The sequence below is a fragment of the Comamonas sp. 7D-2 genome (assembly GCF_022749555.1).
Lineage (GTDB): Bacteria > Pseudomonadota > Gammaproteobacteria > Burkholderiales > Burkholderiaceae_C > Comamonas > Comamonas thiooxydans.
Genome location: NZ_CP094238.1, coordinates 277,572 through 296,793 on the forward strand (window position 1 = coordinate 277,572; position 19,222 = coordinate 296,793).

The following is a 19,222-nucleotide window of genomic DNA, read 5'->3' on the forward strand; positions in this document are numbered from 1 at the left end:
CTCTCTTCTTTTCAAGGATTACCATGACACCCCAAGACCTCAAAGACGTGATGAGTTCCGGCCTGCTGTCCTTCCCCGTGACGGACTTCGATGCCCAGGGCAACTTCAATGCCAAGGGTTATGCCGCACGCCTTGAATGGCTGGCACCCTATGGCGCCAGTGCCCTGTTCGCCGCTGGTGGCACCGGCGAATACTTCTCGCTGTATGGCGAGGAATACGGCCAGATTATCAAGACCGCCGTGGATACCTGCCGTGGCAAGGTGCCCATCATCGCCGGCGCAGGCGGCCCCACACGCAACGCCATCGCCCATGCCCAGGAGGCGGAACGACTGGGTGCCCACGGCATTCTGCTGATGCCTCATTACCTGACCGAAGCCGGCCAGGAAGGCCTAATCGCCCATGTGGAGCAGGTCTGCAAGAGCGTGAAGTTCGGCGTCATCGTCTACAACCGCGACCGCTCTCGCTTCACGCCTGAATCCCTGGCCATCCTGGCCGAGCGCTGCCCCAACCTGGTGGGCTTCAAGGACGGTCTGGGCAATATCGAGACCATGTCCTCCATCTTCATGAAGATGGGTGATCGCTTCGCCTATCTGGGCGGACTGCCCACGGCCGAGGTCTACGCGGCCGCCTACAAGGCTCTGGGCACGCCCGTGTATTCCTCTGCCGTCTTCAACTTCATCCCCAGGACGGCGATGGCGTTCTACGAAGCCGTGCGCACCGATGACCAGGCCACGCAGCACAAGCTGCTCAAGGAATTCTTCATGCCCTACCTGAAGATCCGCAACCGTGTCGAAGGCTACGGCGTGAGCATCATCAAGGCCGGCGCCAAGCTGGTCGGCCACGATGCCGGTCCCGTGCGCGCTCCCCTGACCGACCTCAAGCCTGCCGAGATGGAAGAACTCAAGGTCCTGATCGACAAGCTCGGCCCCCAGTAAGACCCGATGCAGGGGTCAGGCCAAGAACCGGGCCCCGCGTCTTCAGGAGACAAAGCATGAAAAAGATACTGATCACGCTGGGTGCCACCCTGGCCCTGGCCGCCCAGGCGGCTGGCAACTTTCCCGACCGGCCCGTGAACATCATCGTGCCGTTCCCGGCTGGCGGCTCCACCGACACGGTGGCGCGTGCGGTGGCCCTGAGCATGGCCGAGCAACTGGGCAAGCCCTTTGTCGTGGAAAACCGTCCTGGAGCCACGGGCACCATCGGTGCGGGAGCCGTCAAGCGCGCTGCGGCCGATGGCTACACCTTGCTGGTGGCATCGCTGGGCCCCTTTGTGGTGACCCCGCATATGGTGAAGAACGTGCCCTATGACGCCAGCAAGGATTTCGACTACATCACCATCCCCGTGCAGGCGCCCAATGTGCTCGTTGCCAGCCCGACGCAAAAGGCCCGCAGCGTGAGCGAGGTGATTGCCGCGCTCAAGGCCAATCCCGGCAAGATCAGTTTTGCAAGCTCCGGCAATGGCTCTTCGGATCATTTGTCGGCCGAGCTGTTCTGGCAGCAAACGGGCACCGAAGCCGTGCATGTACCCTACAAGGGCGGAGCACCGGCCATCACCGATCTGCTGGGTGGACAGGTGGATTTTTCCTTCCAGAACGTCAACGCCGTGCTGCCCCATCTGCGTAGCGGCAAGCTGCGCGCCATTGCCGTGACCGGTAGCCAGCGTTCGCCTGTGCTGCCCGACGTTCCCACACTGGCCGAGTCCGGCGTCAAGGGAGCCGAGGTCTATTCGTGGCAAGGCATGGCCGCTCCCAGGGGCTTGCCGGCGGATGTCAAGTCCAGACTGGCCAAGGCCGCCATTGTCGCCGTGCAGCAACCCGATATCCGCAAGCGCTTTGTGGAGCAGGGGCTGGAAATCGTGGGCAACACGCCCGAAGAATTCACACGCTTTCAGGCCCAGGAGAACGAGCGCTGGAAAACCCTGATCCAAACGCGAAAGATCACCGCAGATTGAGCTAGAAACAACGGGATGGCCCCCAGGCCGTTTCCCGCAGGCCTGCCACCACGCAGGCCCTTTTCACAGGGGCTTTCAGTCCCCGCAAGTTCCAAGGATTCCAAGGCATGGCGACCATCCGACCACGCGTTCTTCAATACGGCAAGATGCCGCTGACCCAGCTTGATGCCGAACTGGCTCAGGCCTACGAGGTGAGCATCCTCTCCGAGCAGCCCGATCCCGAGCGCTTTCTTGCCGAGCATGGCGGCCAGTTCGAATATGCGGTCACCTCGGCCGCCATGGGCCTGCCCGCCCGTGTGGTCGACGCCCTGCCCAAGCTCAAGTTCGTGAGCAGCTTCGGCGTGGGATTCGATGCCCTCGACAAGGACGCCCTGCTGCGCCGCGGCGCGCGTGTGGGCTATACGCCGGGCGTGCTCGACGACTGTGTGGCCGACCTGGCCTTTGCCCTGCTGCTGGACGCCACGCGCGGCCTCAGCGAGTCCGACCGTTTCGTGCGCCGCGGCGACTGGAGCAAGAGCCGTTTCGGCATCCGCACCCGCGCCAGCGGCAAGCGTCTGGGCATCTTCGGCATGGGCCGCATCGGCAGCACCGTGGCGCGCCGCGCCTCGGGCTTCGACATGGAAGTGGCCTATCACAACCGCCGCCCCGTCGAAGGCTCGCCCCACCAGTACCTGCCCTCGCTGCTGGAGCTGGCACGCTGGGCCGACATCCTGGTCATCACCGCCGCCGGCGGCGAAGGCACGCGCCACCTGGTGAATGCCGAAGTACTGGCCGCCATGGGCCCACAGGGCTTCCTGGTCAACGTGGCGCGCGGCAGCGTGGTCGACGAAGCCGCCCTGGCCGATGCTCTGGAGAACAAGCGCATCGCCGGTGCGGGCCTCGACGTGTTCGAGGACGAGCCCCGCCCCCTGCCTGCCCTGCTGGCCCTGGACAACGTGGTGCTGGCCCCCCATATCGCCAGCGGCACCCATGAAACCCGCCGCGCCATGGCCGACCTGGTGCTGCAGAACCTGCAGCAGTTCATCGCCACGGGCCGCCCTGCGGCCGAGGTGCCCTGGTCCGCCGCGCAGTGATTTCCTTTTCCTTCCGAGTCTGTTGAAGAGTCTTCCCATGTCCACTACCCCGACCATCACCGCCATCGAAGTCATTCCCGTCGCCGGCCGCGACGGCATGCTCATGAACCTCAGCGGCGCGCATGCGCCCTACTTCACGCGCAACGTCGTGCTGGTGCACGACAGCGCGGGCCGTACCGGGGTGGGCGAGGTGCCGGGCGGCGAAGGCATTCGACAGGCTCTGGAGGACAGCAGGCAGGTGCTGATCGGCCGCTCTGTCGGCCAGCACCTGCAGCTGCTGCAAGAGCTGCAGAAATCCCTGGAAGGCCGCGACACAGGCGGCCGCGGCCTGCAGACCTTTGACCTGCGCATCGGCGTGCACGCGGTCACGGCCATCGAATCCGCTCTGCTGGATCTGCTGGGCCAGCACCTGGGTGTGCCCGTGGCCGCCCTGCTGGGCGAAGGCCAGCAGCGCGATCGCGTGGAAATGCTGGGCTATCTGTTCTTTGTGGGCCCCAGCGACAAGACAGGACTGGACTACGTCAAGCCCGGCGAAGACAAGCTGGGCACGGACGACTGGACCCAGGTGCGCCACATGACGGCCATGACGCCCGAGGCCATCGTGCGCCAGGCCGAAGCCGCCTACGCACGCTACGGCTTCAACGACTTCAAGCTCAAGGGCGGCGTGCTGGCTGGCGAGCAGGAAGTGGAGGCAGTGACGGCCCTGGCGAAACGCTTTCCCGACGCCCGCGTCACCCTGGACCCCAACGGCGGCTGGCTGCTCAAGGACGCCATCCGCCTGATGCGCGACATGCGCGGCGTGCTGGCCTATGCCGAAGACCCCTGCGGCGCCGAAGGCGGTTTCTCGGGCCGTGAAGTCATGGCCGAATTCCGTCGTGCCACCGGCCTGCCCACGGCCACCAACATGGTTGCAACCGACTGGCGCCAGATGGTGCACGCCCTGTCGCTGCAGTCCGTGGACATCCCCCTGGCCGACCCCCATTTCTGGACCATGGCCGGCTCGGTGCGCGTGGGCCAGACCTGTCGCGACTGGGGCCTGACCTGGGGTTCGCACTCCAACAACCACTTCGACATCTCGCTGGCCATGTTCACCCACGTGGCCGCCGCCGTGCCCGGCAAGGTCACGGCCATCGACACGCACTGGATCTGGCAGGACGGCCAGTACCTCACGCAGCAACCCTTGCAGATCAAGGGCGGTTTTGTGGAAGTGCCCAAGACCCCCGGCCTGGGCGTGACCGTGGACCGCGAGGCGCTCAAGCGCGCCAATGCCCTGTATCTGGAGCACGGCCTGGGCGCGCGTGACGACGCCATTGCCATGCAGCACCTGATCCCCGGCTGGAAGTTCGACAACAAACGGCCTTGCATGGTGCGCTGAGCACCCCCTGAGCGGCTGGCGCCGCTTCCCCCTCTCTCGCTGCGCGGGAGGGGGACGACACCTTCGCTGCGGGACGGCCCTTGCTCGGTGTCCATCGCTTTGGGCCGCGCCTGCTTCAAATGCAGCGCCCAACTAGCTCACCTCTTTTATCGAATCTCTCTTTTGGAGCATTTCATGTCCCGTTACGACAACCTCATCAACGGCCAGTGGACGGCTGCTGACAGCTATTCCCCCAACACCAACCCCAGCGACCTGTCCGATGTGATCGGCGAGTACGCCCAGGGCGGTGCCGAGGATGTGCAGGCCGCCGTGGCCGCCGCCACCGCCGCTTTCCCGGCCTGGTCCACCTCGGGCATCCAGGCGCGTTCCGACGCCCTGGACAAGATCGGCACGGAGATCCTGGCGCGCAAGGCGGAGCTGGGCGAGCTGCTGGCGCGCGAAGAAGGCAAGACCCTGCCCGAAGCCATTGGCGAAGTCGGCCGCGCCGGCCAGATCTTCAAGTTCTTTGCCGGTGAATGCCTGCGCCTGACGGGCGAGAGCGTGCCTTCGGTGCGTCCCGGCATCGGCGTGGAAATCACGCGCGAGCCCATCGGCGTGGTCGGCCTGATCACGCCCTGGAACTTCCCCATCGCCATTCCCGCCTGGAAGATCGCCCCGGCCCTGGCCTTCGGCAACTGCGTGGTGCTCAAGCCCGCCGACCTGGTGCCCGGCAGCGCCTGGGCCCTGGCCGACATCATCCACCGCTCGGGCATTCCCGCCGGCGTCTTCAACCTGGTCCTGGGCCCGGGCCGCGTGATCGGCGAAGCCCTGGTGAGCCATGCCGATGTGGCCGCCATCAGCTTCACAGGTTCGACGGGCGTGGGTCGCGGCATTGCGGCGGCCTGCGTGGCTTCGGGCAAGAAGGTGCAGCTGGAGATGGGCGGCAAGAACCCCCAGATCGTGCTGGACGATGCCGACCTGAACCAGGCCGTGGAACTGTCGGCGCAAAGCGGCTTCTACTCCACGGGCCAGCGCTGCACGGCATCAAGCCGCCTCATCGTCACCGACAAGATCTACCCGGCCTTCATCGAGGCCCTGCAGGCCCGCATGGCCCAAATCAAGGTCGGTGACGCACGCGCCGCCGGCACCGATATGGGCCCCGTGGTCAGCCAGGCCCAGCTGGAGCAGGACCTGAGCTACGTGGAGATCGCCAAGGCCGAAGGCGCGCGCCTGGCCGCCGGCGGCGCCCGCGTCGCCTGCCACACGGGCAGCGGCAAGGACGGCTTCTACATGGCGCCCACGTTGTTTGTGGACACCGAAGCCGGCATGCGCATCAACCGCGAAGAAGTCTTCGGCCCCGTGGCCAGCGTGATCCGCGTCAAGGACTACGAAGAGGCCCTGGCCGTGTCCAACGACACGCCGTTTGGCCTGTCGGCCGGCATTGCCACCACCAGCCTCAAGTACGCCACGCACTTCAAGCGCCACAGCCAGGCCGGCATGGTCATGGTCAATCTGCCCACGGCGGGCGTGGACTACCACGTGCCGTTCGGCGGTCGCAAGGGCTCAAGCTACGGCCCGCGCGAGCAGGGGCGCTATGCCCAGGAGTTCTACACCACGGTGAAGACGGCCTATACGCTGGCCTGATGCTTGGGGGCTGTTCAAGCAAGCTGCAAAGCTTGAGCGGCCCATTTTTCAGAAGAAGAGCGAGCATGCCCGGGCCGCGTCGGCCTTGCTGCGAAAGCTGCTACGCTGCGGCCCAGGTTTTCGCTCTTCTCTTCCATGGATTCGCTCACCCCTTTGCGCGCCTTTCGGCGCATTGTTGAACTGGGCAGCATTGCCAGGGCCGCCGATGCACTCGATCTTTCCTCGGCGGCTCTCAGCAAGCAGTTGCGCGCGCTGGAAGCACAGCTGGGTGCGGTGCTGATCCAGCGCACCACGCGCCGCATGAGCCTGACCGATACCGGCCGGGCCTACTACGCCGAATGCTGTCGGCTGCTCGATGGCTTTGACACGCTGGAGCAATCGGTGCGGGCGCAGTCCGAGCTGGTGACGGGGCGGCTGCGCGTGAACGCGCCGCTGTCGTTTGCGCTGAGCACGCTGGCGCCGCTGCTGGCGCGCTTTATGCAGCGCCATCCGCAATTGCAGATCGACCTATCCATGGAAGACCGGCTGGTGGACGCTGTTGGCCAGGGCTTTGATGTCTCCATACGCCTGAGCGCCGAACTGGCGGACTCATCGCTGATTGCGCGGCGCCTGGCCTCGCTGTCGCAAATGTTGTGCGCTTCGCCGGCCTATTTACAGCAACACGGCCGCCCGGCCAGCGTGGCCGCACTGCGTGGCCATGCACTGCTGAACTACAGCTTGGCACAGGCTGACGACGGCCTGCAAGTTCCGAGCGAAGCACGAGCCAGCGTCAACAACAGCCTGATGTTGCGGGAGCTGCTGGTGGCCGGCCTGGGCATCGGTGCACTGCCGTCCTTTCTGGCCCGGCCCGCCATCGCTCAGGGCCAGCTGGAGGCATTGAGCCTGCAAGACTGGGCAGAGCCGCCACGCCATGTCTACGTGGTCTACCCCACGCAACGCCACCTGCTGCCCAAGGTGCGCGCCTTTGTGGACTTTCTGGCAGAAGAGCTGCCTGCGGCCATGGGCGGCGATTCTTGACGCCGGATTAAGAGTCTCTCAAGCGCAGGCCTCTTACTCCTGCGAGGCCTGGGCCCTACGCTTGCTGTCCATCAGCCATGAAGGACACAAGCATGACGCAATGCCATGATTTTTCCTGCGCTCTGCCCGCGCAGGTCGCAGCTCATCCAGCCCCTGACCCGGTACTGTCCGCGGCAGTTGAGGCTGCTCCCACCATCGATTTCTTCCACGACGTGGTTTGCGGCTGGTGTTATGTGATGTCACCACGCCTGCGCCAGGTGGCCGGCGAGCTGGGCCTGCGCGTACGTCAGCGCAGCTTTGTGCTGCAAGCCTCCCGCGCCGAGATGGTGGCAAGGTTTGGCTCCATGGTGCAGGCCAAGCAGATCATTCTTGGGCACTGGGAGGCCTGCGCACGGCATGACGATACGCAGCGCATCGACATCGAAGGCATGCGCCGCGAAACCTTTGAGTACCCCAGTGGCCTGGCCGGCGCACTGGCCTGCCAGGCTGCCCAGATCCTGGAGGGCGACGAGGCCCACTGGAATCTGTTCGATGCCATACAGCACGCCCATATGAGTGCCCATCGCAACATAGGCGACGCCGAGGTGCTGCTGGACATTGCCACGCACACCGGCTTCGAGCGCAATGCGTTTGCACGCTGCATGGAAAGCACCGAGGCCTTGAACATGGTTCACCAGGACATCGCACTGGCTCAGCACCTGGGCCTGCGCAGCATTCCCACCTTGATCGCCCAGGGCCTGCCACCGCTGCAGACCCAGCCCCTGAACATGCTGCGTGAACGGCTGCGCGCCCTGGTGGGCTAAGCCATTTCCTCTCACTTTTTCACTGGCGCCGAAAGGCGCACCGCTTCTTAGGAAACACTCATGAACTTCTCTTTCCGCGCCGGTGTCCGGCGCTTGCCCACCCTGTTGCTCGCGATGGCAGCAGCGTTCTCCGGCCTGGCTCATGCCCACGGTGGCCACACGTTCCCGGCCGGTGCCGGCCAGGATGTGGGCACCAGCCCCTGGGGGCCGGGCGACGAGATCGGCCGCCTGAACCTGATAACGCCCGCCTCGCGCGCTGCCATCCTGCAGCGCATCGCAGGTGGCCAGGTCTATGACCTCGCCACCGAGTACTACGTGGGCATGCCCAGCTGGCAGGACGCCGGCGATCCGCACTACCAGTTCTGGATGACGCACACGCCACGCGGCACCGTGGTGGACGACCCCATGAACGTGGGCAAGAACATGAACGCCACGCGCAGCTACACGGGCACGGCGTTCTCCATGTACAGCCATACGGGCACGCACATCGACGCACTCAACCACTTCGGCATACGCGGCAGGATCTGGAACGGCTTCAGCGCCGACGAGCATCTGGGCGACCGCGGCTGGCAGCGCACAGGCATAGAGAAATTCCCGCCACTGGTGGCGCGCGGCGTGCTGATTGACGTGGCTGCGGCCAAGGGCCTGGACATGCTGCCCGACCAGTACCGGATCACGCGCCAGGACCTCAAGGACGCGCTGGAACGCCAGAACGTGACGCTGCAGAAGGGCGATGTCGTGCTGATTCGCACGGGACGCATGAAGCTCTACGAGCAACCCCAGGCCTATATGGCCAAACCGCCAGGGCTGGGCCTGGATGCCGCACACTTTCTGGCCGAGGATGCCGGCGCCATGATTGTCGGCGCTGACAACCTGAGCCTGGAGACTTTCCCCTCAGAAGTGGACGATGACTATGTGCCGCTGCACAGCTACCTGCTGGCCCAGCAAGGCATTCCCATCATGGAATTGGTGGCCCTGGACGGGCTCTCGCGCGACAAGGTCTATGAGTTCGCCTTCATAGGAAACCCGTTGAAGATCCGAGGCGGCGACGCCGCGCCGCTGCGCCCGATTGCCATTCCGGTGCGCTGAGTGCGGCACTTCACGCGGCCCGTGCCGGACCTGCCCCTGCAGTGCCAGTCGCGCAGCGATGCGGGAGTGGCGCAGGCACCCGGTGCCTCAGGGGGTCAGAAAAACAGTGTCCGCACCCAGGGAGCTGCCAGCACGTTGACGGCACCGGCAATCATCATCACCAGCGATGCCATCACGGCCTGCACCTCGCCGGCCTGGCGCGCCCTGGCCACGCCGCTGCCATGGGCGGCTCCGCCCCAGCTGGCGCCCGTGGCCAGCTTGCTGCGGATGCGGGGCAGCACACGCAGCACGGTCTCGCCCAGCAGCATGGCACTGACACCGGTCAACAGCACGAACAGCGCCGCCAGATCGGTGGGGCCACCCAGCACTTTCTCGGCCTCGATCGCAAACGGTGTCGTGATGCTGCGCACGGCCAGGCCTTTTTGCAGCGCCTCGGACAGGCCGAACATATCGGCAAACGCAATGGTGGTGGAGATGGACACCAGGCTGGCCACAACCACGCCGGTGGCAATCGACATCCAGTGCTTGCGCAGAAGCTTGCGGTTCTCGTACAGAGGCAGTGCAAATGCCACCGTGGTGGGGCCCAGCAGCCAGACCAGCCAGTGTGTCTGGGCGATGTACTGCGGGTAGCTGACATGGGTCAGCAGCGACAGGCCGATCAGCACCATGGGAGTGGCGACTATGGGCATCAGCAACGGGTGGGGATGCTTGCGATACAGGCGCTTGTTGACCCAGTAGCAGGCCACGGTGGCCAGCAGCGACAGCAGGCCGATGACTTCATTCGACAGCATGGCTTACTCCTCATCCAGGGCAGAGGTATCGCGGCTGGACTTGCGCCTTGCCAGCCACAGCTCGAAGCGGTAGACACGATCGACTGCCAGTGCGGTCACGGCCATCACGCAGGCTGTGCTGGCCACGATGACGGCCAGAATGCGCAAGCCCTGATGGCGGATCAGATCGGGGTATTCGGTGACCACCAGCATGGCGGGCACGAAGAACAGCAGCATCTCGGCCAGCAGCCAGTTGGTGCCGCTTTGCAGCCAGCGTGCCTTGACCAGGCCCGAAAAAAGGCCCACGGCCAGCAGGCCGAAACCGATCAGGCCGGCGGGCATGCTCCAGCCGAAATGCTGGCGCAGCACATCCATGGCAATCCAGATGGCGCTGAGCAGGCACACTTGCAGCACGGCCTTGAGCAGTGGCCAGAGTGTCTGGGCGAAAGAATGGCTGCCGCCCTGGGCGCGAGGAGCGACAGCTTCCGTAATCTGTGACATGGGTGAATTCTAGGGTTTTTACCTATATTCATAAAATGACTTATTTTCATTTTTTCCATGCGTAAAAGGAATTGTCATGGACTTGCGCGCCCTGCGCTATTTCATCGAGGTTGTGCGCCAGAACGGCTTCACCCGCGCGGCCGACACCCTGCATGTGACCCAGCCCACCATCAGCAAGATGGTCAAGGCGCTGGAAGATGAATTCGGTGGCCGCCTGCTGCTGCGCGAGGGGCGGGGCGTGCAGCTCACCGATGCCGGCCAGGTGGTCTATGACCGCGGGATGGAGATTCTCGAGCAGGCCCAGCTGCTGCGCCGCCAGGTGGCCGAGGTCGACCACATCACGCGCGGCGAGCTGTCCCTGGGCATCATGCCCACCACGGGCCATTACATGGCGCCGGTGATCGCGCTGTTCCAGCAGCGCTATCCGGGTGTGAACCTGCAGGTCAACGAGCAGGGGGCGCGTGCCCAGTACCAACTGATTCAGGAAGGCAAGCTGGACATGGCGCTGGGCTTGTTCGCGGCCCCCGATCCGGCGCTGGAGCGCTACACCGTGGCGCGCCAGAAGACGCGCGTGGTGCTGCCCGCCCGGCAGGTGGCAGATCCGGGCCAACCCATGCGCTGGAGGGATCTGCGCGACCTGCCGTTTGTGCTCTACACCTCGGACTTTGCTCTGCACGAGCATGTGCTGCAGCAATGCGAGGCGGCTGGCTTCACGCCACAGGTCAAGCTGCAGACGCGCTACTGGGATTTCATAGGCCATCTGGTCGCGGCCCAGGTGGGCGTGGCTGTGATGTTCGAGCATGTCATCGCCCGCTATGACCCGCTGCGTGTGGCCAGCCGCCCGCTGGTGGAGCCCGAGATCCCCTGGGATGTGGCGCTGATGTGGCGGCCCGGCTACCTGTCGCGTGCGGCCCAGGCCTGGCTGAACTGCGTGCGTGAGGTGTATCCACAGCCGCTCCTCGGTGCTGCTGTTCCGGATTTTCAAAACTGATAGCTGTTTTCCATTGTCCAGTAAGCGATACAAGGCTTTTTGATGCTTGATGCTAGTCCAGGTCTTTGTTGCTAAGCTTGTTGCCATGCCCCGCCCGTTCTCTTCCAATCGCTCCAGCAACTTGCGCCGCAGCACCGTGGTGCGCCAGCCCGCGCCCCGGCCTGAAGTCACGCGTCTGCTGTGCTTTCACAAGCCTTATGGAGTGCTCAGCCAGTTCACGCCCGAGGGCAAATGGCAGGGCCTCAAGGACTGGATCGATGTGCCTGGTGTCTATGTGGCGGGCAGGCTCGATGCCGACAGTGAAGGCTTGCTGCTGCTGACCAATGACGGCCAGTTGCAGGCCCGCATTGCCGATCCGCGCCACAAGATGGAGAAGACCTACTGGGTGCAGGTCGAAGGCATGCCTGACGAGGCCGCTTTGCAGCGCCTGCGCGACGGCGTGGAATTGAGCGACGGCAAGACACTGCCCGCCAAGGCCCGCCTGATAGAACCCCAGCCTCTGATGTGGCCGCGCAACCCGCCGATTCGCGTGCGCCAGAACATTCCCGATTGCTGGATCGAGCTCATCATCCGCGAGGGCAGGAACCGCCAGGTGCGCCGCATGACGGCAGCCGTCGGCCACCCCACGCTGAGGCTGGTGCGCATGGCCGTGGGGCCTTATTCGATTGAAGGGCTGGAGCCCGGCCAGTGGCTGGATGTGTTGCCGCTCAGTGGTTCCTAGCGCAAAGTATCGAGCCGCTGCAGCTCATCTTCATCTTCCGGCAGGGCTGCTGCCTGCCAGCGCGGCAGAGCCGGCCAGGGGCGAAAGCGAATCCAGCCCACTTGCACCTCCTGTAGATTGCCCCGCAGCAATCGAAGAGCGGTCGCCAGCTCGGATTGGCGAGTCCGCACGCATTCGCGCAGCGATTGCATGGCTTGCTGGCCACGCCCGAAAAAGCGCTGTCTGCCCAACCAATCGGGGGACGGTTGACATTGGGCATAGGCCAGAGGCAGGCTGCTGGCCTCTCCTTCCACCACGGAAATCAGGGCTTGCAGATGCATGTTGAGTTGCTCCTGCGGCATCAGGCCCGCCAGTTGCAACTCCAGCGCATCCTCATGAAAACGATAGCGTGCGGGCAGGGCGGCGCTCAGGGTATAGCTGCCGCCGCTGCGCGAGCGGGCTCGGTGACTCAGGATGCGGCTGCCTTGCTCCAGCATCGGGCGGACCAACTGCAACAAGGCCTGCTGGTGCTCGGCATCGTTGTGCTTCAGGGGGATGCGCAATTGCGTGCTGTCATAGCCCCGCCATTGCTCGCGCCAGACCATCCAGCCCGCCGTATGCGGTACGAAGAAAATCAGGGTGATCAGGGACAGCATGGGCACAATGCCCGCCGCCAGCGACCAGGCGGCCCTGATCTTGGCAGCGGCAGCGGCCTCCTCACCCAGGCTGACTAGATTGCCGCTCAGTTTGATGAGGGTGGCAAGACTGATGGCAAATACCAGACCACAGATCAGAGAAAGCAGCTCGGGCGAGTAAAGGCTGTCGGGCAGATGAATCAGGGTGGCCAGTGCGGCGGCGCATCCCAGCAGAACCACGGCTGCGGACAGCAGATAAAACAGGGCGCAAGGGGCCTGCTGCTGGACATCGAGAGCCGGGTTCTGCTCCAGCTCGCGCAGCAACTGCCTGCGGCGCCACCAGCGCAGCGGTTGCCAGAGCAGGGCGCTGACCGCCAGGCCGGCGAGCATGCTGATGAACAGCGCCGAAAAAGCCCATAGCAGCAAGGCTGCCATCAGCAAGATACCCAGTCCGACCAGCCAGCTCATGCCCGCGATTGTCCTTTTGAATTGATAGCTGCTTGTGTTTGATGGACAAGCAATCTAGCCTGTTGTGAATGAAAAATCGCGCTGCCTGCAATCGCAGGTCAGCGCGATGGTTTGATGCTACAGGTTCAGCTGCAGCTCTTGTTGTTGGCGCCATGCATGCCGGCGGCCTTGGCATCGGCCTCGCTCATGTACTTGCCGTTCTTGGTGGTGCCGTAAAAGCGGGTGCCGTGGCAGTGGTAGATCTTGCTGTCCTCATTGGCCCAGACCTTGCCTGCACCGCCGCCAGGTGCGGCGGTCGAGGCCGGCTTGGCGCCTGCAGCAGCCTTGGCAGTGGCCTGCTGATCAATGCCCTTGCGGCCCGAGCAAGCTCCCTTGGAGGACGCCGCGCTCATGGTGGAGCCATCCTTGCAGACAAAGGTCTGCATGTCCGCCTTGGCAGCAGCAGGGGCCGGCGCAGCCTTTGCTGCGGGTTCTACCGCCGGCTTGACGGGCATGGGGGCTGTTTTGGCGGCCGGTGCGGCAGGCGCCGCTGCCGGTGCCTGAGCAAGGCTCGCCCATGAGCTGCTGACCAGGGCTGAAGCCAGGCAAATTTTCCATAAATTGCGCATACGAACTCCCTCCAATAGATGTGATGTCACAAGGCGTGACAGGCGCATGCTGCTACGGAAGACCTGATTCCGCAAGCTTCGGCCGTCAGGCTTCAGGTCCCGCTGACATAGGGGTTCAGCTTGCGCTCGCGGCCAAAGCTGCTTTCCGGGCCATGCCCGGGGATGAAGATCGTCTGGTCACCCATGGGCCACAGGCGCTGAACGATGGAGTCGATCAGCTGCTGATGATTGCCCTGCGGGAAGTCCGTGCGGCCTATGCTGCCGGCAAACAGCACATCGCCGACAAAGGCGCGGTCGATCTGCGGTGAGTGGAAGACCACATGGCCGGGCGTGTGACCTGGGCAGTGGCGCACGTTCAGCGTTTCCTGGCCGATGCTCACGGTGTCGCCGTCATGCAGCCAGCGCGTGGGCACAAAAGGCTCGGAATGGGGAAAGCCGAACATGGCGCCCTGCTGGGGTAGACCGTCGATCCAGAACTGGTCGCCCTCATGCGGGCCAATGATGGGTAGCTCGTACTTGGCCGCCAGCTCGCTGGTGCCGCCCGCGTGGTCGATATGGGCGTGGGTGATCCAGATGGCCTTGAGATTCAGGCCCAGGCGTTCCACCTCCCACTCGATCTGCTCGATATCTCCGCCGGGGTCGATGACGGCCGCATCCATGGTCTGGTCGCACCAGACGAGAGAGCAGTTCTGTTGAAAGGCTGTGACGGGGACAGTGTGATATTGCAACATGGGTGACTTGTATTTTTCGGGCGTTTGCGTAGTCTCGCGGGCTGCGAACCCCGCAAGCATGACACGGCATGACACGCGCATCAAAAATGCCCGCTCAGATTCTGGCGTCATCCCTCATTTGAGCTAGCATGGATGCGAGTGCCCCATTTTGGTGCGGGCTGCTAAAACGTATTTGTGCTGCAAGGCAGCGGGCATTCGCTTCATGGGAGGCGCCCCGACACAGTTTCAAGATCGTTCAGGCCGTGCCAATGCCCATGCAAGCAAGTTCCTCCTGCGGTAGGAATGGTTGGGGGGCGGGTCGGCCTGAAGGGAACCAGTTTTTAAACTCCAGGAGACTCCTCATGTCTACCTCTTCCAACCCGCCGACCGACGCCCAGCGTAGTGACGCCCAGCGTGGCAACGCCCAACGCATCGGCATCCCACGGGAAACCTTCCCGCTGGAAAAGCGCGTGGCCACCGTGCCCGATGTGGTTGAAAAACTCATCAAGTTGGGTTTTTCGGTCGCCATCGAATCGGGCGCCGGCGATGCCGCCAACTTCAGCGATGACGCTTATCGCGCAGTGGGTGCCGAGGTGCTGCCCAACGCTGCGGCGGTCTGGGCTGCCGCCGACATCATCTTCAAGGTGCGCCCGCCCACCCCGCAAGAAGTCGCGCTGATGCGCGAAGGCCAGATCCTGATCGACTTCATCTGGCCGGCCCAGAATCCCGACCTGATGCAGCAACTGGCTGCCAGGAAGGTGACGGTGCTGGCGATCGACTCGCTGCCCCGGACATTGAGCCGCGCGCAGAAGATGGATGCACTGACCTCCATGGCCGGTGTTTCGGGTTACCGCGCCGTGATCGAGGCCGCCAACGCCTTCGGCCGCTATTTCAACGGCCAGATCACGGCCGCAGGCAAGGTGCCGCCAGCCAAGGTCTTCATTGCCGGCGCAGGTGTGGCCGGTCTGTCGGCCATTGGCACGGCCGCCAATCTGGGCGCCATCGTGCGCGCCAACGACACGCGCGCCGAAGTGGCCGATCAGGTCACATCGCTGGGCGGTGAGTTCGTCAAGGTCGACTACGAAGAGGACGGTGCTGGCGGCGGCGGCTATGCCAAGGTGATGAGCGAGGGCTTCCAGGCTGCGCAGCGCCAGATGTATGCCCAGCAGGCCAGGGAGGCCGACATCATCATCACCACCGCGCTGATCCCCGGCAAACCGGCGCCCAAGCTGATCACGGCCGAGATGGTGCAGAGCATGAAGCCCGGCAGCGTGATCGTCGACATGGCGGCCGAGCAGGGCGGCAACTGCGAGCTGACCGTTCCCAACGAGGCTGTGGTGCGCCACGGCGTGACCATCATCGGCTACACCGACCTCGCATCGCGCCTGGCCAAGCAGTCGTCCACGCTGTACGCCACCAACCTGCTGCGCCTGACGGAAGAGCTGTGCAAGGCCAAGGATGGCGTCGCCGTGGTGAATATGGAAGACGATGCGATTCGCGGCCTGACCGTGGTCAAGGACGGCGAAATCACCTGGCCTGCCCCGCCCCTTGCCCAGGCACCCAAGCCAGCCCCCAAACCGGCCGCGGCTGTGGTGGAACAGAAGAAAAGCGGTCATGGCCATGGCGCTGCCGGCCCGCTGCCTGCCAAGACCTTGGCCATTATTTTTGCGATTGCCGCCCTGGCCTTCTGGTTCATCGGTGCCTACGCGCCGGCGGCCTTCCTGGGCCACTTCACGGTGTTCGTGCTGGCCTGCTTCATCGGCTACATGGTGGTGTGGAATGTGACACCGGCCTTGCACACGCCGCTGATGAGCGTGACCAACGCCATCTCCAGCATCATCGCCATTGGCGCTCTGGTGCAGATTGCACCGCCGGGAACGGCGGGTACCGCTCGCCCTGATGACTTGATTCGTTGGCTGGCCTTTGCAGCGCTTGTGCTGACTGCCATCAATATGTTTGGCGGCTTTGCCGTGACACGTCGCATGCTGGCCATGTTCCGCAAATAAGAAGAACGAGCACAAGAGAGAAACATCATGTCCCAAAGTCTCGCAACGGTGGCCTATCTGGGGGCTGCCATTTTGTTCATCCTCAGCCTCGGTGGCCTGTCCAACCCCGAAACCTCGCGCCGCGGCAATCTGTTCGGCATGGTCGGCATGGCGCTGGCCGTGCTGGCCACCGTGTTCGGCCCGCGCGTCGATGCCGGCGGCATCGCCTGGATCGTCGGCGCGCTGGTGGTCGGTGGCGGTATCGGCCTGTATGCGGCCAAGGTCGTCAAGATGACCCAGATGCCCGAGCTGGTCGCCCTCATGCACAGCCTGGTCGGCCTGGCCGCCTGTCTGGTGGGCTTTGCCAGCTATGTCGATACCTCCATCGAGCTCGCCGGCGCAGAAAAAGCCATTCACGAGGTGGAAATCTACGTGGGCATCCTGATCGGTGCCGTCACCTTCTCGGGCTCGCTGATAGCCTTCGGCAAGCTCAACGGCAGGATAGGCGGCAAGCCGCTGCTGCTGCCCGCACGCCACTGGCTCAATCTGCTCGCGCTGCTGGTGGTGATCTGGTTCGGGCGCGAGTTTCTGCATGCCCAAACCGTGGCTGACGGCATGTTGCCGCTGATCGTGATGAGCGTCATTGCGCTGCTGTTCGGCGTGCACATGGTCATGGCCATTGGTGGAGCCGACATGCCCGTGGTGGTGTCCATGCTCAACAGCTACTCGGGCTGGGCGGCTGCGGCGACCGGCTTCATGCTGGGCAATGACCTGTTGATCGTCACCGGCGCGCTGGTGGGCTCCTCGGGTGCGATCCTGAGCTACATCATGTGCCAGGCCATGAACCGCAACTTCATCAGCGTGATTGCGGGCGGCTTCGGCTCCGGCGCTCCCGCCAAGAAAGGCGATGCTTCTGCGGCTGCCGAGCCCCAGGGCGAAGTGGCGCCCGTCAGTGCAGCCGAGACCGCCGAGATGCTGCGCGAAGCCAAGAGCGCCATCATCGTGCCCGGCTACGGCATGGCCGTGGCCCAGGCCCAGCACACCGTCAATGAAATCACCCGGACCCTGCGCGAGCAGGGTGTGGATGTGCGCTTTGCCATCCACCCGGTGGCGGGCCGCATGCCCGGCCACATGAACGTGCTGCTGGCCGAGGCCAAGGTGCCTTACGACATCGTGATGGAGATGGACGAGATCAACGAAGACTTCCCCGAGACCGACGTGGCCATCGTCATCGGCGCGAACGACATCGTCAATCCGGCAGCCCAGGACGATCCCGAGAGCCCCATCGCCGGCATGCCGGTGCTGGAAGTCTGGAAGGCCAAGACTTCCATCGTGATGAAGCGCTCCATGGCCTCCGGTTATGCGGGCGTGGACAATCCGCTGTTCTACAAGGACAACAACCGCATGCTGTTTGGCGATGCCAAGAAGATGCTGGACGAGGTGCTGGGGGCACTGAAGAGCTGATGAGATGGAGTGGCCTCTGCTGAGGCGCTCTGCCCCCTCTGCCGCCTTGCTTTGCAATGCGGGAGCCCGGTGTCCCGGGTTGTGGCATATGCCTGTTCTTGAAATGCCTGCGGTTTTCGGCCGCAGGCATTTTTGCTGTCAGAGATGCTGAACGGCGATTTCACCGAGCAGCACGGCGGCAATCACCAGCATCAGCGTGCCAGACAGGCGCGAGACGGCAAGCGCGGCGGCAGGCCGCGAGCGCAGCACGCTTTGGGAGCTCCAGCCCACGCCGAAGTAGACCACGGCGCAACTGGCTGCATGGACCGCGCCCAGAGCCATGATTTGCGCAAACACCGGCCAGCTCTCGGCAGGCCGCACAAACTGCGGCAGCAAGGCCAGCAACAGCAACAGCTGCTTGGGGTTGAGGCCGCTGACGCTGGCTCCCTTGACCGTCCAGTGCCAGCGCGTGCCGCTCTCGGCGTCGCCGGCGCTGCCTATGGCTGCCGGGCTGCGCCACAGGCCCACGCCCATCCAGGCCAGGTAGAGCGCGCCGGTGGCAGTCAAGGCGGTGAGCAGGGCCGGGTTGCGCGCCACCAGGGCGCCCACGCCCGCAGCCACGGCCAGCGTGGCCAGCAGCGCGCCGCAGGCCAGGCCCAGCGTGGCGGGCAGCACCAGCCGCCGGCCACGCAGACCGGCCGAGATCACATAGGCCCAGTCGGCCCCGGGCGTGAGCACCAGAAGAAAGGAGACGGCCCAGAAGGCGGTCAAGGCGGCGTAGGACACGAAATTCCCTCGAAAAGCGTTGATGCCGAGAGAATATGGAAGAGGAGAGAGAATGTGCTCTCAATATTCGCCGCCTATCGGCTTGAAATTGGAAGAAACTGCCTCGTGAACTCGCTGGATCGAAAAATTCTTGCTGCGCTCGAAAACAATGGCCGCCTCACGGTGACCGAGCTGGCCGAGCAGGTGGGCCTGAGCCTGTCGCCCTGCCACCGGCGTGTGCGTGCGCTGGAGGAATCGGGCGTGATTCGCGGCTACCGCGCCGAGCTGGACCCCGCGGCGCTGGGGCTGGATTTCTCGTCCCTGGTCTTTGTCACGCTCAAGGACAGCAAGTCCGTGCCTGCGTTCGAGGACGCCGTGGCCCGGCTCGACAATGTGGTGCAGGCCCAGCGCCTGTTCGGTGATCCCGACTATCTGCTGCAGGTCGTGGTGCGCGATCTGCCTGCCTACCAGCGGCTTTATGACGAGCAGCTGACCCGGCTGCCCGGCGTGCTGCGCATGACTTCCACGCTGGTGATGAAGCATGTGGTGAGCAACAGGCCGCTGACGTCTGCGATGGAATAAGCCATGAAAAAAGCGCCCGTGACGTGAATCACAGGCGCTTTGGTGTTGCCGATGGCGCTCCTTATTTAGGAGCTTTTGGCGCTTTACTATCAATGCTTTTGATTTGAAATCAATTCAGAAGCTATATTTGTAA

At 64.2% G+C, this 19,222-nt stretch carries 19 protein-coding genes; 13 read left to right on the forward strand and 6 right to left on the reverse strand.

Annotated features, from left to right (window positions below):
- The first annotated feature begins 23 nt into the window (after positions 1-23).
- From kdgD to MPZ60_RS01235, 8 genes are all read left to right on the forward strand, one after another.
- Positions 24-935: a 5-dehydro-4-deoxyglucarate dehydratase gene (gene kdgD, locus MPZ60_RS01200; RefSeq protein WP_034351488.1), complete on the forward strand. Its 912-nt coding sequence runs from the start codon at positions 24-26 to the stop codon at positions 933-935.
- 56 nt (positions 936-991) lie between these two features.
- Positions 992-1,951, forward strand: a complete 960-nt coding sequence (locus tag MPZ60_RS01205) for a tripartite tricarboxylate transporter substrate binding protein (protein ID WP_034351490.1) — start codon at positions 992-994, stop codon at positions 1,949-1,951.
- Between the two features lie 107 nt (positions 1,952-2,058).
- Positions 2,059-3,024: a 2-hydroxyacid dehydrogenase gene (locus tag MPZ60_RS01210; protein ID WP_034351492.1), complete on the forward strand. Its 966-nt coding sequence runs from the start codon at positions 2,059-2,061 to the stop codon at positions 3,022-3,024.
- 37 nt (positions 3,025-3,061) lie between these two features.
- Entirely contained in the window at positions 3,062-4,399 is a 1,338-nt protein-coding gene (locus MPZ60_RS01215; RefSeq protein WP_034351494.1) for an enolase C-terminal domain-like protein, read from the forward strand.
- 174 nt (positions 4,400-4,573) lie between these two features.
- The gene (locus tag MPZ60_RS01220; RefSeq protein WP_034410701.1) at positions 4,574-6,022 is read left to right on the forward strand and encodes an aldehyde dehydrogenase family protein; all 1,449 of its coding nucleotides are present in this window, start codon (positions 4,574-4,576) and stop codon (positions 6,020-6,022) included.
- A gap of 135 nt (positions 6,023-6,157) precedes the next feature.
- The gene (locus MPZ60_RS01225; RefSeq protein WP_034357831.1) at positions 6,158-7,039 is read left to right on the forward strand and encodes a LysR family transcriptional regulator; all 882 of its coding nucleotides are present in this window, start codon (positions 6,158-6,160) and stop codon (positions 7,037-7,039) included.
- A 92-nt stretch (positions 7,040-7,131) separates the two neighbouring features.
- On the forward strand, positions 7,132-7,842 hold the full coding sequence (locus MPZ60_RS01230; protein ID WP_034357833.1) for a DsbA family protein: 711 nt from the start codon (positions 7,132-7,134) through the stop codon (positions 7,840-7,842).
- Between the two features lie 60 nt (positions 7,843-7,902).
- Positions 7,903-8,931, forward strand: coding sequence for a cyclase family protein (locus MPZ60_RS01235; RefSeq protein WP_034357835.1), 1,029 nt, complete (start codon positions 7,903-7,905; stop codon positions 8,929-8,931).
- A 95-nt stretch (positions 8,932-9,026) separates the two neighbouring features.
- Here MPZ60_RS01235 and MPZ60_RS01240 read toward each other — a convergent pair whose 3' ends face one another.
- On the reverse strand, positions 9,027-9,722 hold the full coding sequence (locus MPZ60_RS01240) for an LrgB family protein (protein ID WP_003059524.1): 696 nt from the start codon (positions 9,720-9,722) through the stop codon (positions 9,027-9,029).
- Positions 9,723-9,725: 3 nt separating this feature from the next.
- Complete coding sequence (locus MPZ60_RS01245) at positions 9,726-10,202, reverse strand: CidA/LrgA family protein (RefSeq protein ID WP_034357837.1); 477 nt, start codon at positions 10,200-10,202, stop codon at positions 9,726-9,728.
- Between the two features lie 76 nt (positions 10,203-10,278).
- Here MPZ60_RS01245 and MPZ60_RS01250 point away from each other — a divergent pair, with 76 nt between their 5' ends.
- Positions 10,279-11,193 (forward strand): LysR family transcriptional regulator, encoded by a 915-nt coding sequence (locus MPZ60_RS01250; protein ID WP_034357839.1) that lies wholly within the window; start codon positions 10,279-10,281, stop codon positions 11,191-11,193.
- A gap of 49 nt (positions 11,194-11,242) precedes the next feature.
- Positions 11,243-11,914, forward strand: a complete 672-nt coding sequence (locus MPZ60_RS01255) for a pseudouridine synthase (protein WP_034357842.1) — start codon at positions 11,243-11,245, stop codon at positions 11,912-11,914.
- Here MPZ60_RS01255 and MPZ60_RS01260 read toward each other — a convergent pair.
- The 3 genes from MPZ60_RS01260 to MPZ60_RS01270 form a co-directional block, all read right to left on the reverse strand.
- Positions 11,911-12,996, reverse strand: coding sequence for a hypothetical protein (locus MPZ60_RS01260; RefSeq protein ID WP_034357845.1), 1,086 nt, complete (start codon positions 12,994-12,996; stop codon positions 11,911-11,913). The two genes, MPZ60_RS01255 and MPZ60_RS01260, sit on opposite strands and share 4 nt — an antisense overlap.
- A gap of 125 nt (positions 12,997-13,121) precedes the next feature.
- Positions 13,122-13,604 (reverse strand): hypothetical protein, encoded by a 483-nt coding sequence (locus tag MPZ60_RS01265; protein WP_242607059.1) that lies wholly within the window; start codon positions 13,602-13,604, stop codon positions 13,122-13,124.
- A gap of 92 nt (positions 13,605-13,696) precedes the next feature.
- Complete coding sequence (locus MPZ60_RS01270) at positions 13,697-14,335, reverse strand: MBL fold metallo-hydrolase (protein WP_034357848.1); 639 nt, start codon at positions 14,333-14,335, stop codon at positions 13,697-13,699.
- A gap of 341 nt (positions 14,336-14,676) precedes the next feature.
- Between MPZ60_RS01270 and MPZ60_RS01275 the strand changes: the two genes are divergently transcribed.
- Together MPZ60_RS01275 and pntB are read left to right on the forward strand one after the other, a co-directional pair.
- On the forward strand, positions 14,677-16,320 hold the full coding sequence (locus MPZ60_RS01275; protein ID WP_231905970.1) for a Re/Si-specific NAD(P)(+) transhydrogenase subunit alpha: 1,644 nt from the start codon (positions 14,677-14,679) through the stop codon (positions 16,318-16,320).
- 27 nt (positions 16,321-16,347) lie between these two features.
- Entirely contained in the window at positions 16,348-17,763 is a 1,416-nt protein-coding gene (gene pntB / locus MPZ60_RS01280; RefSeq protein ID WP_003070358.1) for a Re/Si-specific NAD(P)(+) transhydrogenase subunit beta, read from the forward strand.
- Positions 17,764-17,901: 138 nt separating this feature from the next.
- On the opposite strand, the gene MPZ60_RS01285 is transcribed toward pntB, so the two are convergent.
- A complete protein-coding gene (locus MPZ60_RS01285; protein WP_034357851.1) occupies positions 17,902-18,528 on the reverse strand; it encodes a LysE family translocator in 627 nt (208 codons plus the stop codon).
- A 105-nt stretch (positions 18,529-18,633) separates the two neighbouring features.
- Between MPZ60_RS01285 and MPZ60_RS01290 the strand changes: the two genes are divergently transcribed.
- On the forward strand, positions 18,634-19,089 hold the full coding sequence (locus MPZ60_RS01290) for an Lrp/AsnC family transcriptional regulator (RefSeq protein WP_003070362.1): 456 nt from the start codon (positions 18,634-18,636) through the stop codon (positions 19,087-19,089).
- Positions 19,090-19,222 lie beyond the last annotated feature (133 nt).